This is a genomic window from Oceanicola sp. 502str15, assembly GCF_024105635.1.
In the GTDB taxonomy this organism is placed as follows: domain Bacteria; phylum Pseudomonadota; class Alphaproteobacteria; order Rhodobacterales; family Rhodobacteraceae; genus Vannielia.
Map to the genome: position 1 here is coordinate 3,642,235 of NZ_WYDQ01000001.1, position 13,791 is coordinate 3,656,025.

The 13,791-nt window shown below is 67.4% G+C and carries 14 protein-coding genes; 12 read left to right on the top strand and 2 right to left on the bottom strand.

The genetic code is table 11. The features are described 5' to 3' along the window. Window positions 1-68: 68 nt before the first annotated feature. The 4 genes from GTH22_RS17920 (at window position 69) to GTH22_RS17935 (ending at window position 2,604) form a co-directional block, all read left to right on the top strand. A complete protein-coding gene (locus GTH22_RS17920) occupies window positions 69-425 on the top strand; it encodes a hypothetical protein (protein ID WP_252946956.1) in 357 nt (118 codons plus the stop codon). After that, window positions 425-1,435 carry a TIGR00341 family protein gene (locus tag GTH22_RS17925; protein ID WP_252946957.1) on the top strand — a complete coding sequence of 337 codons (1,011 nt, stop codon included), beginning with the start codon at window positions 425-427 and terminating at the stop codon, window positions 1,433-1,435. The genes GTH22_RS17920 and GTH22_RS17925 overlap by 1 nt, the downstream gene beginning before the upstream one ends. Before the next feature lie 132 nt (window positions 1,436-1,567). Continuing rightward, complete coding sequence (locus GTH22_RS17930; protein ID WP_252946958.1) at window positions 1,568-1,996, top strand: hypothetical protein; 429 nt, start codon at window positions 1,568-1,570, stop codon at window positions 1,994-1,996. Window positions 1,997-2,115: 119 nt separating this feature from the next. Further along, window positions 2,116-2,604: a hypothetical protein gene (locus tag GTH22_RS17935; protein WP_252946959.1), complete on the top strand. Its 489-nt coding sequence runs from the start codon at window positions 2,116-2,118 to the stop codon at window positions 2,602-2,604. A gap of 103 nt (window positions 2,605-2,707) precedes the next feature. On the opposite strand, the gene GTH22_RS17940 is transcribed toward GTH22_RS17935, so the two are convergent. Next, on the bottom strand, window positions 2,708-3,997 hold the full coding sequence (locus tag GTH22_RS17940; RefSeq protein ID WP_252946960.1) for an MFS transporter: 1,290 nt from the start codon (window positions 3,995-3,997) through the stop codon (window positions 2,708-2,710). A 253-nt stretch (window positions 3,998-4,250) separates the two neighbouring features. Between GTH22_RS17940 and GTH22_RS17945 the strand changes: the two genes are divergently transcribed. Further along, window positions 4,251-5,564 (top strand): hypothetical protein, encoded by a 1,314-nt coding sequence (locus GTH22_RS17945; RefSeq protein ID WP_252946961.1) that lies wholly within the window; start codon window positions 4,251-4,253, stop codon window positions 5,562-5,564. A gap of 20 nt (window positions 5,565-5,584) precedes the next feature. Here GTH22_RS17945 and GTH22_RS17950 read toward each other — a convergent pair whose 3' ends face one another. Then, window positions 5,585-7,177 carry a Hint domain-containing protein gene (locus GTH22_RS17950; protein WP_252946962.1) on the bottom strand — a complete coding sequence of 531 codons (1,593 nt, stop codon included), beginning with the start codon at window positions 7,175-7,177 and terminating at the stop codon, window positions 5,585-5,587. 312 nt (window positions 7,178-7,489) lie between these two features. Here GTH22_RS17950 and dapE point away from each other — a divergent pair, with 312 nt between their 5' ends. From dapE to GTH22_RS17985, 7 genes are all read left to right on the top strand, one after another. Next, window positions 7,490-8,638: a succinyl-diaminopimelate desuccinylase gene (dapE, locus tag GTH22_RS17955; protein ID WP_252946963.1), complete on the top strand. Its 1,149-nt coding sequence runs from the start codon at window positions 7,490-7,492 to the stop codon at window positions 8,636-8,638. A 53-nt stretch (window positions 8,639-8,691) separates the two neighbouring features. Continuing rightward, a complete protein-coding gene (locus tag GTH22_RS17960) occupies window positions 8,692-8,955 on the top strand; it encodes a hypothetical protein (protein ID WP_252946964.1) in 264 nt (87 codons plus the stop codon). Further along, window positions 8,955-9,266 (top strand): type II toxin-antitoxin system RelE/ParE family toxin, encoded by a 312-nt coding sequence (locus GTH22_RS17965; RefSeq protein WP_252946965.1) that lies wholly within the window; start codon window positions 8,955-8,957, stop codon window positions 9,264-9,266. Before GTH22_RS17960 ends, GTH22_RS17965 begins: the two co-directional genes overlap by 1 nt. Continuing rightward, window positions 9,263-9,676 (top strand): GNAT family N-acetyltransferase, encoded by a 414-nt coding sequence (locus GTH22_RS17970; RefSeq protein ID WP_252946966.1) that lies wholly within the window; start codon window positions 9,263-9,265, stop codon window positions 9,674-9,676. Before GTH22_RS17965 ends, GTH22_RS17970 begins: the two co-directional genes overlap by 4 nt. Next, window positions 9,676-10,101 (top strand): GNAT family N-acetyltransferase, encoded by a 426-nt coding sequence (locus GTH22_RS17975; RefSeq protein ID WP_252946967.1) that lies wholly within the window; start codon window positions 9,676-9,678, stop codon window positions 10,099-10,101. The genes GTH22_RS17970 and GTH22_RS17975 overlap by 1 nt, the downstream gene beginning before the upstream one ends. Before the next feature lie 42 nt (window positions 10,102-10,143). Then, complete coding sequence (rnr, locus tag GTH22_RS17980; protein WP_252946968.1) at window positions 10,144-12,399, top strand: ribonuclease R; 2,256 nt, start codon at window positions 10,144-10,146, stop codon at window positions 12,397-12,399. A gap of 91 nt (window positions 12,400-12,490) precedes the next feature. After that, window positions 12,491-13,744: a lytic murein transglycosylase gene (locus GTH22_RS17985; RefSeq protein WP_252946969.1), complete on the top strand. Its 1,254-nt coding sequence runs from the start codon at window positions 12,491-12,493 to the stop codon at window positions 13,742-13,744. The last annotated feature ends 47 nt before the right edge of the window (window positions 13,745-13,791 follow it).

A 13,791-nucleotide genomic window follows, 5' to 3' on the forward strand; every position in this document is an offset into this window, starting at 1 on the left:
ACTCCCCGTTGGTCCGGCTTGACTTCATCCGCTGGCCAGAACACCTAGCACTTGCAGGAGGATATGCCATGGCGGGCGGCAAGGAAAAGAAGGTGCAGCAGGTTTACACGCTGCTGGTGGAAGTTGGCCGCAAGCCGGGCGACGGGCTGCCCGAGGGCGCCAAGGGGGCGGCGCTGATGTGCTATGCCTCGGGCGTGGACGAAGCCGAGGCGGTGCGCGAGACCGTCGCTATCCTGAAGCAGGCCGAGTTGGCGCCGCTGGATGTGACCGGCTATGGCACCAGTGCCGACCGCGAGGCGCAGGGCCATGAGATCGACGCCGACGAGCGCGAGCTGATGGCGCGGGCGGCGGCGGAGAATGCCGTGATCGTGGCGCAGATGACCCCGTTTTACGACGAGAGCACCCATGAGGGTGGCGAAGCCTGATGGCGGACCGCCTCATCCAGGTGATCGGCAAGGTCGAGCAGATCGACGCCGTGGCCGACTGCCTGAAGGAGATGCCGCCGGACCAGTGGTGGCGGCTGCCCTACGACAAGGACGAGGGGCGGCAGAGCCTGTATGTGGCGCTGTTCAAGGCCGATGCGCAGGACGTGATGGACGCGATCAGCGAGGCGCTGGAAGGGCAGGAGGGCTGGCGGCTGTTCAGCCTGCCGACCGAGGCCAGCCTGCCGGAGCTGGACGACGAGGAAGAAGAGAACCGGCTGGCGCAGAAGGAGACCGTGAGCGCCCGCGAGGAGATCTACCGCGATGTGCGGCAGGGCACGGCGCTGACGATGGACTATCTGGTGATGACGGCGCTGGCCGCGCTGGTGGCGGCGATCGGGCTGAGCCAGGGGCAGGTGGCGGTGGTGATCGGGGCGATGGTGATTGCGCCCTTGCTCGGGCCGATCATGGCCTTTGCCTTTGCGACGGCGCTGGGCAACTTCTCGTTGCTGGGCGTGGCGGCGCGGGCGCTGGGCGCCGGGCTGGCGGTGGCGACGGGGGTGGGCATTGTGCTGGGGCTCATCCTGCCCGGCTCCTACCCTGACACCTCGATGATGGATTTCTCCGGCGTGCTTTCGCTGCAGACCGTGGCCCTGCCGCTGGCGGGCGGCGCGGCGGCGGCGCTGATGCTTGCGGGCGGGCAGACCACAGGGCTGGTGGGCGTGATGGTGGCGGCCGCGCTGCTGCCGCCGCTGGCGGCCTTTGGCCTGCTGGTGGGGATCTGGGACATTCCGGGCGCGCTGCGGGCGCTGGCGACGGTTGTGACCAACATCGTGGCGATCAACCTCGCGGCGCAGGTGGTGTTCGTGGCCAAGGGCATCCGGCCGCGGCGCTGGGAGGATTCGGACCATCGCACCTCTGTCCGGGTGGCGCTGGGGGCCTCGGGCGCGCTGGTGGCGCTGATGGCGCTGGCGCTCTGGTTGGCCGGGCATGGCTACGTGCCGGGGCTTTGAGCCGCCGCCGACAATACCGCCAACACCACCGCTATTAACCAGGATTTCGCAGCATTGCCGCTGCGCTGCCCCATTTGTGCCCCGCTTTCGCGTGCAGATTGCGGGGAGGTTTAGTGAGGGCCGTGTGCACCCATGAAAGAGTCGATTGCCGCGATCAAATGGGTGGTCAACGGGCTGTTGGTGGCGGCCATGCTGGGTGCGGCGTGGCTTGGCTACAAGTTTGTCACCGAGCCGGGATACCTTGCGGAGCTGGCGCTGGGCGAGCGTGCCGAGCAGCCGATCGTTCCGCGCGGGCCGCAGATGGAGGGCGCTCCGGCAGGGGGTGTCGTGACCTCGCGGCTGCCGCAGGCGCAGGGGCTGCCGCAGGTGGGTGGCTCCGCCACGGCAGGCCGCCGGTTGATCCAGGGATCCGGGGCCGGAAGCACAACGGGTGCGGGCAGCTATACGCCGCGCACCACGGCCACCGGCGATGTTCGCACGGTGCGCCGGGAGAAGGAGACGCCGCCGCCGGCCTACCAGCCGCCGGTTGCACAGAGAAAGGTGCTGCGCGTCGGCGAGTGAGCCGGCTGCGGGGTGCGAAGTGCGAGAGAGAGCAATGCGGAGGCCGGGCGTGATGCCGGCCGGACGTGGGGTTACGTGGCCGGGCGGGGTGCCCGGAAGAAGCGAAAGGCAGGCAACAGATGGCAGTTGTTCGAATTATCCTGATGGTCGTGGTGCTCGCCGTGATGGGCGGCATTGGCTATATGCAGTACGTTGGCATGCGGGCGGTGGATACGGCGATGAACCCGGCGGGCGAGGACTATGCCGCGCTGGAGGACGACGAGCCGGAGACCCGCCTTGCCGCAGGCAGCGGGCGTGCTGCGGGCAATCTCATCAAGTCGACCAAGACCACCAGCCGGGTGGGGGGCGACAAGACGATCACCATCCAGCGCAAGCAGCCGAGCCTGTGGACGCGGATTCGCATGTGGTTTGGCTACACGCCCGAGGACGCGCATCGCCGTGACTTTGCCAGGCTGAAGGCCCAGCGCGAGCAGGAGGCCGCGGCGAGCCGGGGTGTGAACTCGGTGACGGGCCGCAAGGAGAGCACGGCTTCCGTGCAGTCGAGCGGTTCGGGGGCCAAGAAGCGGGCTGCGCCGAACAAGTCGCTGGCGACGGCGCTGGGCAACTGAGCCGGGGGCCTGCGCGGCGCATCTGCACATGGAGACCGGGCTGACAGGGCTATGGCCGCTGCTGGCCCGGCGTGGCGGACGCCGCACATTGCCGGTGTGACGGCTAGTCGGCGTCGGCGGAGAGCCTTTTGGCCAGGATCAGGGCCAATGCCATTGCCAAGAGCAGAAAGACTGCCCCGACGCTCCATGCGATGGATGTGGAGTAGATCTCGGCGATGGCGCCAGCCATGACCAGACCCAGTGCCGCGCCCAACTGCTGGATCAGGGAGCGTAGCGACAGCATGGTGGACCTCTGACGATCTTCGACGCAGCGATGCAGGATGCTGCTTGCGGGTGTCTCGCTTGCTCCGAGAGCGATGGAGTACAGTACGAAGACGAAGATGAAGCCGAGGATGCCTTGCTGCACCGCGAGGGCGATCTGAACCACCGCGAGAGAGGCGAAGAGTGCCGCGAGGGTCACGGCGTGGCGGCGCCTGAACAGCCGGCTGATGCGGGCGGAGAGGGAAGCTCCGAGGGCGATGGAGAAGAAGTAGGCTGCGGTCAGGGCGCCGATGGCGGTGTTGGCATAGGCGTCGTCCAGCATGGGCTTTGCGTAGGTCGGCCAGATCACCTCGACCGGGTTTGTGGCCATAAGGAACAGGGCGAGGGCTGCCAGAAGCATGGAGAGCATCGGGTGCTTCAGGGCGAGAACGCTGGCCTCGGCGACCACCGAGGGGACGTTGGTGAAGCCGTTTTTCAGGGCTTTCGGTTTGAGCGGGGGCTGGTTTTCGGCGATGAAAAGCAGGGTGTAGAGCAGGACGGCGAGCATTACGGCGAAGCTCGCGGCGTAGGAGACGTCGTAGACGCTGATGCCATAGGCCGTGCCCATTGCGCCGAATGCGTCCGGCAGGAGGCCGCCCAAGATGGCCCCGATGGCGAGGCCCATGGCGTTGGCCCATTGCGCCTTTGCGAGCGCGGGTTGCACATCGACATTCGGCGCGGCGGTTCTGAAGGTTTCGACGAACCATGCATCGAGCGTGCCCGAGCGCAGGGCGCGCCCGAACCCGATGAAGGCGAAGGACAGGGCCAGAACGCCGAAGTGGCTCGATGACAGGAAGAGCGCAAGCGATATCAGGCTGGCGATGACCGCGGCGAGGAAGACCGGTTTGCGCCCGATGGTGTCGGCCAGCCCGCCGAAGGGCAGCTCCAGTGTCATGGTCGTCAGGGAGTAGACCCCGAAGAGAAGCGAGATCTGGAACAGGTCCATGCCGCGGTCTGTCAGCGCGAGCGCGACGACGGCGACCGTCAGCCCCATGGCGAAGCGGTCGAGGAACTGGTGGACCTGAAACACCCGGATGTGCCGTTGCGCCGTGGGCGTCAGGGCCTTGAAAGAGAACTCGATTTCCGCTGCCATGGCTGGAGCATCTTCGTTTGCGGGCCTGCTCGCAATGGTTTGCTGGCAGGGTGGGGTTTTGGCAGAGCCTGAGTGCGGGATGGCCGAACGGGCGTGCAGCCGGCCTGCGGGGCTGGCTTTGGGGTGGACCATTTTTCATGCTTTGGGCGCGTTGGCGCGGCTGAATTCACGCCGGGCCGGGGGCGGCGGCGTGGTAGGCTTGGGGCAGGTATTTTAGCGGGGCTTTGCCCGGTATTTGGTTGAGGAGGGGGCCGTGACCCGTATTCAGGCGGCAGAATCCGGCTTTGCGAAAGCCAATGCGTTCTTCGTCATGGCCTGGGTCGTGACGGCGATTATCCTGATCACGGCGCTGGTGGATTACAGGGCGCTGCGGCGGGAGGCGGCCCGGACCGACGAGCGCGTTGCGGTCTATTCCCAGCTTGAGGACATTGCGGCCGCCGTCTCAACCGACCTGCGCACGGCGATCTACCTGATGCCGGGCTATGCCGGCGAGGCGAAGGGGATCGAGACGATACGGCAGGCCCGCAGCGAGGCGCTGGCGCGGGTGGAGTGGATTGCGGCGAATTACGGTGCCTTGATGCCCGATCTTGCGGCGGAGGACCGGCAGGCCATCCAGCCGGTGCTGACCTACATGAAGTCGATGTTCCTGCTGAATGACGCGCTGGAGGGGGTGAGCGTGTTCATCGAGGGGGAGCCCAGCCTGCTGCTGGCGGAGCATGAGGCGGGCACCTACCTGACGGCGGCAAGCGTGGAGGGGCTGCGGATGGAGGATGCGGTGCGCTACCTCTGGCTTGCGAGCCTTGATCTGCAGAGTTGGACGGCGGTGCTGAAGCGCCATCAGGAGGCGCTGGAGGCCGGGCGCCCGCGAGAGGATATGGCGGCGGAGTTTGCCGGGGCGGTGGAGGTTGCGCAGAGCGATGCGGGGCGGGCGCGGCGCGTGGCGGCCGAGAAGGCCTGGACCGCATGGGTGAAGTCGGGGCAGGGCGCGGTCGATGGGGCGCAGGGGGATGTGAACAGTGCGGTGGCGCGGGCCGAAAAGCGGCGGCGTGCGGCTCTGACGCTGGCGCAGACCGGGGTGTTCCTTGATCAGGCGCTGGTGCGGAAGGCCGAGCTCGACCTGCTTCAAGGCGGTGAGACGACCTCGGTGAAGATCCCGGTGATCTCGACGGCGTTGCAGCTGCGCGATGCCATCATGTTCGCGCCCTGGATCCTCGCGTTCTGCAGCATCTCGATCATGATCTACACGCGGCGTGGGATGCACTATGCGCCGGAGGAGAAGGGCGAGCTCGTTGTGGGCAACATCCCGTCCTTCTATGCGGTCTACGGGGTGAACAAGGGGTGCGGGATTGCGGTGGCGATGCTGCTGCTTGCGCTGCCGGCGGCCCTGCTGCCGGCGTGCCTGTGGTTTCTGCAGCCGGTTCTGGCGCAGAACTACGATGCGGCCTCGGTGATCTTCTACAGCGGGGTGGCGGTGTCGCTGCTGACGGCCCTGCTGACCTTTGCGCAAATTCCCAGTGTGTTGCGGGGGATCGACCTTGAGGTGCTGATGAGGCTCGCGCCGGAGTAGTGAAGGCGTGAGGGCGGCGCTCAGGCCGCCCGCAGCGCCTCGGCGGCCCAGAGCCGCGCCTCGTAGCCAGAGAGCATCCGCCGCGCCGCCGGGCCATAGCCTTCGCCGGTTTCGGGGTTCAGCTCGGGGAAGATGGCGCAGATTTCCTCGACGATCTCGGCCTCGAAGCTGTGCTGCATCTGGCCGCCGGGCAGGAAGCTTTCGGTTGGCAGGCCCTCGGAGAAGACCACCTGATGGCGGTCGAAGAGCAGGTGGACATATTCGACCTCGCCGCCTTCGAGCCGCGTGACGGAGCTGCCGTTGACCAGCTCCTTTGCGGCCACAAGCACTTCGCCGTCGCCGAACATCAGCTCGGCCAGTGGATCGCGGATCATCAGCCGGTGGAGCGGCGAGATGGTGAGGGCGCGGTGGGCGCCGAAGGTGTTGGCGCGGATGTGGATGGGAGCCATGGCGCCGAGGGCGGGCACGGCGCGGCGGCCGATCCAGCGCAGCGGCTGGGGGCCGTCATCATGGGTGAGCACGAGGTCGCCGGGCGCGAGGCTCTCGACGGGCACCTCGCCGGAGGGCGTGGCGATGAGGGTGCCGGAGACGAAGCAGGGCACCTGGTCGAGCTTGATGAAGCCGGTGTCGGTGTGGCCCTGCCCGTCGCTGATCTTGTAGGTGAAGTTCACCTCTTCGTCGTCGCCATCGGTGGTGACATCGAGGGTGCCGTCGGCGTTGAGCTTGATGGTCTGCCCGGTCTTCAGCGTCACGCTCTGCCCGGCCGTGACCGCCACCCCGTTGATATGGGTGATGGACATGGTGCCGCCGGTCGAGATGTCGTTGCCGAGCACGTCGATGGTCTTGGTGAAGTTGGTGCCCATGGTGACTTCGTCGGTCATGGCCACAAGGTCTGTCTGGATCGAGTCTCCGGCGATGAGCACGTTGGAATCGTAGGAGCTGTCGGAGGTGTCGGCGATGCCGATGCGGATCGAGTTCTGCACCCCCGCGTTGACCGGCATGGTCAGGGTCATGGTGATGGTGAACCCGTCCATCTCGGTGTTGTAGTCATCGGTCGTGTTGTCGACGTAGAGGTTGGAGTTGTCGCCGTCGTTCACGTTGGTCACGGCGGTGTTGCCGTTGCCGACCTCGAGCTCGACATACTGGCCGTTGACCCAGACGGCGAAGACGTCGTTGTAGATCGAGTTGGAGTACTCGGGGTATTCCTCCGACGAGAACACGAACTGCATCGTCATGACGTCGCCCTCGGGGACGAAGGTGACATCAAGGTAGGCGGCGTCGTAGGTGTTTGCGCCTGCGACCGCCTCGAAGTCGCTGTCGGGCGGGTCGGAGTTGAACCAGCCGGAGTTCATGTTGGTGGAGGTGTTCGTGTCCTGGTTGGCCTGGCCCGAGGAGTTGGTGAAGTCGCTCGCCCGCCCGGTCGAGAGGATCACGCCGCTGTCGCCCGGCACCACCCCCGGCGAGGTCGAGTCGCCGCCGCTGTAGATGCCGGAAGAGGCGTTGTCGCCCGAGTAGCTGGCGCTGACAACCTGAACGCTGTCGCCGAAGATCGCGTTGGCCATGGCCGTCGCGTTGGCGTTGGTGTTGATCGAGAGTTCTGATGCCGCAACCATGCTCTTCTGTCCTCGACGGACCTTCGGCATGAGAAGGCGGCACGGCGCGGGGCCGGTCCGTTTGGGGGGTGGTGGGCCGCGGGATTTTCCCGTCTTGCCTGCCGCTGCTCTTCGCCCTGCCTCGGGTCGATTGTATCGTTTTGCAGAAAATTGCCATGATTTCGGCGGGTTGTCAGCACATTTCGGCGCGGGTGCGGCGGGCTGTGGGGGCGGTGCAACAGCGGGCTTCTCGGTGCGGCGGGACAAGTCCCGCCCTACGGGTGGCGCGGCGCGGGGCGAGCGGGTATTTCTGCGGCAAAAGGAGTGCCCGCCATGACGACCGATCCTGTAGAGTTGACCCGCGCCCTCGTGCGCTGCCCTTCCGTGACGCCCGAGGAGGGCGGCGCGCTGGTGCTGCTGGAAGAGATGCTGAGCGCGGCGGGCTTTGCCTGCACCCGGGTCGACCGGGGCGGGATTGCCAACCTCTTCGCCCGCTGGGGCCGGGTGGGCAATGGCCGGGCCTTCGGCTTCAACGGCCATACCGATGTGGTGCCGGTCGGCGACGAGGCGGCCTGGACCCATCCGCCCTTCGGCGCCGAGGAAGAGGACGGCTGGCTCTATGGCCGGGGCGCGACCGACATGAAGAGCGGCGTGGCGGCCTTTGTCGCCGCGGCCATCGACTTTGTGCAGGCGACCCCGCCCGAGGGTTCGGTGGTGCTGGCGATCACCGGCGACGAGGAGGCCGACGCGCTGGACGGCACCACGGCGTTGCTGGACTGGATGGCCGAGAATGGTGAGCGGATGGATGTCTGCATCGTTGGTGAGCCGACCTCGCTGGAGCAGATGGGCGACATGATGAAGATCGGGCGGCGCGGCTCGATGAACGCCCATTACGTGCTGCGCGGCAAGCAGGGGCACAGCGCCTATCCGCATCGCGCGATCAACCCGGTGGCGGCCATGGCGCGGCTCTGCGACCGGCTGGCCAGCCGCCAGCTCGACATGGGCACCGAGCATTTCGACGCCTCGACGCTGGCGCTCACCACCATTGACGTGGGCAATACCGCCACCAACGTGATCCCCGCTCTGGCGCGGGCCACTGCGAACATCCGCTTCAATGACGAGCACAGCGGCGAGAGCCTGACCGAGTGGCTGAAGGCCGAGGGCGACAGGGTGGCCGAGGAGTTCGGCGTGGACGTGGGGCTGACCGTGAAGGTCAGCGGCGAGGCCTTCCTGACCCCGCCGGGGCCGCTTTCGGCGCTGGTGAGCGGGGCGGTGGAGGCGGTGACGGGCCGCGCGCCGGAGCCGAGCACCACGGGCGGGACCAGTGACGCGCGGTTCGTGAAGAGCCACTGCCCGGTGGTGGAGTTCGGGCTGGTGGGCCACCGGATGCACCAGGTCGACGAGCGGGTGCGGGTGGAACAGATCGGGCGGCTCAAGGAGATCTACGGCCGGATGCTGGTGGATTACTTCGCGCAGGCGTGACCCACATTCGCACAAATGTTGTTTTGTGGGGCGGGCGGCGCTAGATAGAGATCATGCCCAGACTCTCGATTGATATCACCGTAGAAGAGCACCGGAAGCTGAAGGCGATTGCCGCCCTGAGGGGGCAGTCGATCAAGGATTTCGTGATGAGCCGGACGTTGGGGGATGAGGGTGGCGACGGTATGAGTGAGGAAGAGGCGCTGGATGCGTTGCGGGCGGTGTTGATGCCGCGGATCGAAGAGGCCCGGCGCGGAGAATTCTCTGACCTCACGATGGACGAGATCGCCGCCAAGGCGAAGGCCGGCATGGCAGGCTGATGGCGGCCTATGATCTGACCGTCTCGGCCGAGGCCGATGTGGTGGAGATCTGGCAGTATACCGCACGAACCTGGAGCGAGGCACAGGCCCAGGCCTATCATGCCGAATTGCAGGGATGTTTCTCGCGCCTCGCCCTTGGGCCGTTCCGCAGGTTCGACGATATCGCGCCCGGCCTGCGATCCTGCCGCGTCGGTCGGCATGTTGTTTTCTGGCTTGCTGCGGCGGGCAAGGTGCCGCAAGTCATTGCCGTGCTGCATGAAAGGATGAACCTCTTCGCCCGGCTGGCGGACAGGCTCAGAGATACAAGATGACCCTCACCATCACCCCTACCCGCGACCTCGATGCCTGTTTTGCGCTGCGACGCGAGGTCTTCATGGGCGAGCAGGGATTTTCGGAAACCGAGGAATTCGACGGCAAGGATGATGCCGCGATTCACCTGCTGGCCTGCGAGCGGGGCGAGCCGGTGGGGACGGCGCGGGTGTTTGTGGACGAGGGGCGGATCGGGCGGATCTGTGTTGTGCGCCGGGCGCGGGGGACCGGGCTGGGGGCAAGGATCGTGCGGGCAGGGATGGACCTGCTGCGCGAGCGGGGCGCGGCACGGGCGGTGCTGGATGCGCAGGTGCGGGCGATGGGGTTTTACGAGGGGCTCGGCTTTGCGGCGGAGGGGCCGGAGTTCGATGACGGCGGTGTGCCGCATCGCCGGATGACATGCCCGCTGTGATGGCGGACCTCCGTATTGCCGTGACCGAGGATTTCGCCACTTGCCTTGCGCTGCGGATGGAGATCTTCGTCGCCGAGCAAGGGGTGCCCGCCGAGGTGGAAAACGATGAGCATGATGCGCAGGCGCGGCACCTTCTGGCGAGGCTTGGCGCGCGCGCGGTGGGCACGGCGCGGGTGATGCGCGAGGGCGCCACCGGCAAGATCGGGCGGGTCTGCGTGCTGCGGGAAATGCGCGGCACCGGGCTGGGGCTGGCGCTGATGCAGGCGGGGCTGGATGAGCTACGCAAGATGGGCGGGATCGGCCGCGTGATCCTCGGGGCGCAAACCTCGGCGCTGCCGTTCTACGCCCGGCTTGGCTTTCAGCCCTATGGCGATGAGTTCGACTCGGTCGGCATCCCCCACGTCATGATGGCGCGGGCGCTGTAATTCCTCTGTTGCCTTCGCTCGCGCCCTGCTACCTCTTCAAGCATGGCCGAGCTACCAACGAAAAAAGACATTCTCGACTGGATCGCCGCCCACCCCGAGGCGACCTCCAAGCGCGACATCGCCAAGGCGTTTCACATCAAGGGTGCGGCGCGGGTCGACCTCAAGCGGATGCTGCGGGAGTTGGAGGACGAGGGGCACCTTGCCAAGCGCAAGCGGTCCTATCGCGACCCGGAGAAGCTGCCGCCCGTGGGCGTGCTCACCGTGACCGGCCCCGACGCCGATGGCGACCTGATGGCGCGCCCGATGGAATGGCACGGCGAGGGCCCGGAGCCGAAGGTGCTGATGGTGCTGCGCGCCGCCGACGGGGCGCTGGGCGCGGGCGACCGGATCCTTGCCAAGCTGCGCGAGGTGAAGGGCGAGGATCATCACTACGAGGGCCGGCTGATCCGCAAGATCGGCACCAACCCCAAGCGCATTCTCGGCGTGTTCCGCAAGGGCGCGGAGGGCGGGCGGATCCTGCCGATCGACAAGGGCGCGGACCGCGAGTGGACGGTGGCCAAGGAGGCCACCGCGGGCGCGAAGGATGGCGAGTTGGTCGAGGCCGAACAGGCCGGGCCGAAGGGGCGCATGGGCCTGCCCAGGGCGCGGGTGGTGGAGCGGCTGGGCGATCCGTCCAAGCCCAAGGCGGTTTCGCTCATCGCGATCCACCAGCACGGCATTCCCGACAGTTTCGAGGATGCCACCATCGCCGAGGCCGATGCCCAGAAGCCCGCCGGGCTGAAGGGCCGCGAAGACCTGCGCGAGCTGCCGCTCATCACCATAGACCCGGCGGATGCGCGCGACCATGACGACGCCTGCTATGCCGCGCCCGATGACGACCCCAAGAACGAGGGCGGCCATGTGATCTGGGTCGCCATCGCCGATGTGGCCCATTACGTGACCCCCGGCTCCGCGCTCGACAGCGAGGCGCGGGAGCGCGGCAACTCCACCTACTTCCCCGACCGCGTGGTGCCGATGCTGCCCGACCGGCTCTCGGGCGATCTCTGCTCGCTGCACGAGGGCGTGCCGCGGGCCTGCATTGCCGTGAAGATGCGGGTGGATACCCATGGCGAGCTGGTCGACTGGCGCTTTCACCGGGGGCTGATGACCTCGAGGGCCTCGCTGAACTACGAGGAGGTGCAGGAGGGCATGGACGGCGCGCCGAATGACAAGGTCGCGCCGCTGATGGAGGAGGTCATCAAGCCGCTCTACGCCGCCTATGGCGCGCTGGTCGATGCCCGCAACCGCCGCCAGCCGCTCGATCTCGACCTGCCCGAGCGCAAGATCGTGCTGGCCGAGGATGGCACGGTGGAGTCGGTGCAGTTCAAGGACCGGCTCGATGCGCACCGGCTGATCGAGGAGTTCATGGTGCTGGCCAATGTCTGCGCCGGCAAGGAGTTGGTGAAGCGCGGCAAGCCCCTGCTGTTCCGGGTGCATGAAGAGCCGAGCGTGGAGAAGCTGGAGGCGCTGCGCGAAACGGCGCAGGCCAGCGGGCTGACGCTTGCCAAGGGGCAGGTGCTGAAGACCGAGCACCTCAACCGCCTGCTCGCACAGGCGGCGGGCACCGACCATGCCGAGCTGATCAACCTTTCCACCCTGCGCTCGATGACGCAGGCCTATTACTCGCCCCAGCACATCGGTCATTTCGGCCTCGCGCTGGGCACTTACGCGCATTTCACCTCGCCGATCCGGCGCTACTCCGACCTGATCGTGCATCGCAGCCTCGTCAGTGCCCATGGCTGGGGCGATGACGGTTTGAGCGAGGAAGAGGTGGAGGACCTCGAGGCGACGGCGGTGCATATCTCGGAGACCGAGCGGCGCTCGATGACCGCCGAGCGCGACACCACCGACCGCTACCTTGCGAGCTACCTCGCCGAGCGGGTCGGCAACGAGTTTGGCGGGCGGATCAGCGGCATTGCCCGCTTTGGCGCCTTCGTGCGGATGGACGAGACCGGGGCCGACGGGCTGATTCCGATCCGCTCCCTGGGGCAGGAATACTTCCATTTTGACCGCGAGGCGCAGGAGCTGATGGGGGCCGATACCGGCCGGGTCATCGGCATTGGCCAGCGGGTGCTGGTGCGGCTGGCCGAGGCTGTGCCGGTGACGGGCGGGTTGTTGCTCGACCTGTTGGAGATCGAGGGCGATGCGGTGAAACCCGGCGCCTCGGCCAAGCGTGGCCGTCCGGTGCGGCGCAAGGAGGGCAAGGGCCGCGCCCGCGCCGCCAAGAGCCGCAAGGTGGCCCGCCGCCGAAAGGGCTGAGCCGCCCGACGCGGTGCTTTGGATCGGCCTACGAATCCGCTATGCTGGGGCGCAAGATCTGGCAACAGCAGACAAGACGGCAGGCGGTATCATGAAAACAGTTCTGGCGGGCGCCTTCCTTGCGCTCATGGTCGGCGCGGCCCATGCAGGCCCGGTTGTGGTGGAAACGGCAGTGCGCCCGCTGGCGCGCCCTGCGGGCGGAGGGCTTGTGGTGGCAGAGGTATCCGGCGAGGGCTTTGCCGAATGGATCGGCGGCTTCAAGCAACGCGCCGCCGCAAGGGGCATTGCGCCCGAGCTTCTGGAACGGGCGTTTCAGGGGGTCGAGTTCGACGAGAAGATCATCACCCGCGACCGCAACCAGAACGAGTTCACCAAGACGATCTGGGAGTATCTCGACACGGCGGCCTCCGACCTGCGCGTGACCAACGGGCAGGCGGCGCTGAAGCGCGAGCGCACGGCGCTGGAGGCCATCGAGGCACGCTACGGGGTGCCCAAGGAGATCGTCACCGCGATCTGGGGGCTGGAAAGCGCCTATGGCACCTTTCGCGGCGAGACCGACATTGTCGAGGCGCTGGCGACGCTGGCCCATGACAGCCGCCGCAGTGCCTTTTTCGAGCAGCAGCTGATGGCCGCCTTCGACATCCTGCAGGCGGGCGACGTGGCGCCGCGCGACATGAAGGGCAGTTGGGCCGGGGCGATGGGGCACACCCAGCTCATGCCGACCAGCTACCTTGCCCATGCGGTGGACTTCACCGGCGACGGAAAGCGCGACATCTGGGGCGACGACCCGCAGGACGCGCTGGCCTCGGCGGCGGCCTACCTTGCCGATGCGGGCTGGGTGAAGGGGATGCCCTGGGGCATGGAGGTGGTTCTGCCCGAGGGGTTCGACTACGAGATCGCAGGCGAGCACGAGACCCGCTCGGCGGCAGAGTGGAACGCCATGGGCGTGCGGGACATCGAGGGCCGCGAGGTGCCTGATCATGGGCCCGCCTCGATCCGCTTGCCGGGCGGGGCGCAGGGTGCGGCCTTCATGACCTTCGGCAATTTCATGGTGATCGAGCGCTACAACACGGCGGATGCCTATGTGATCGCGGTGGGGCACCTTGGCGACCTGATTGCCGGGGGCAAGCGGATCCAGTCGGGCTGGCCGCGGGACGACCGGGCGCTGACCCTCGCCGAGCGCGAGGAGCTGCAGACGCGGCTGGAGGCGGCGGGCTTCGACTCCGGTGGGGTGGACGGCAAGATTGGCCCCAAGACGCTGGCGGCGGTGCGGGCGTTTCAGAAGAGCATCGGGGTGGTGCCGGATGGCTATGCCTCGCTGAGGGTGTTGCAGAAGCTGCGCTAGCCGCCACGCGTCAGAGCGCTCCCGCCCGCCCTCCCCGCGCTCTGACG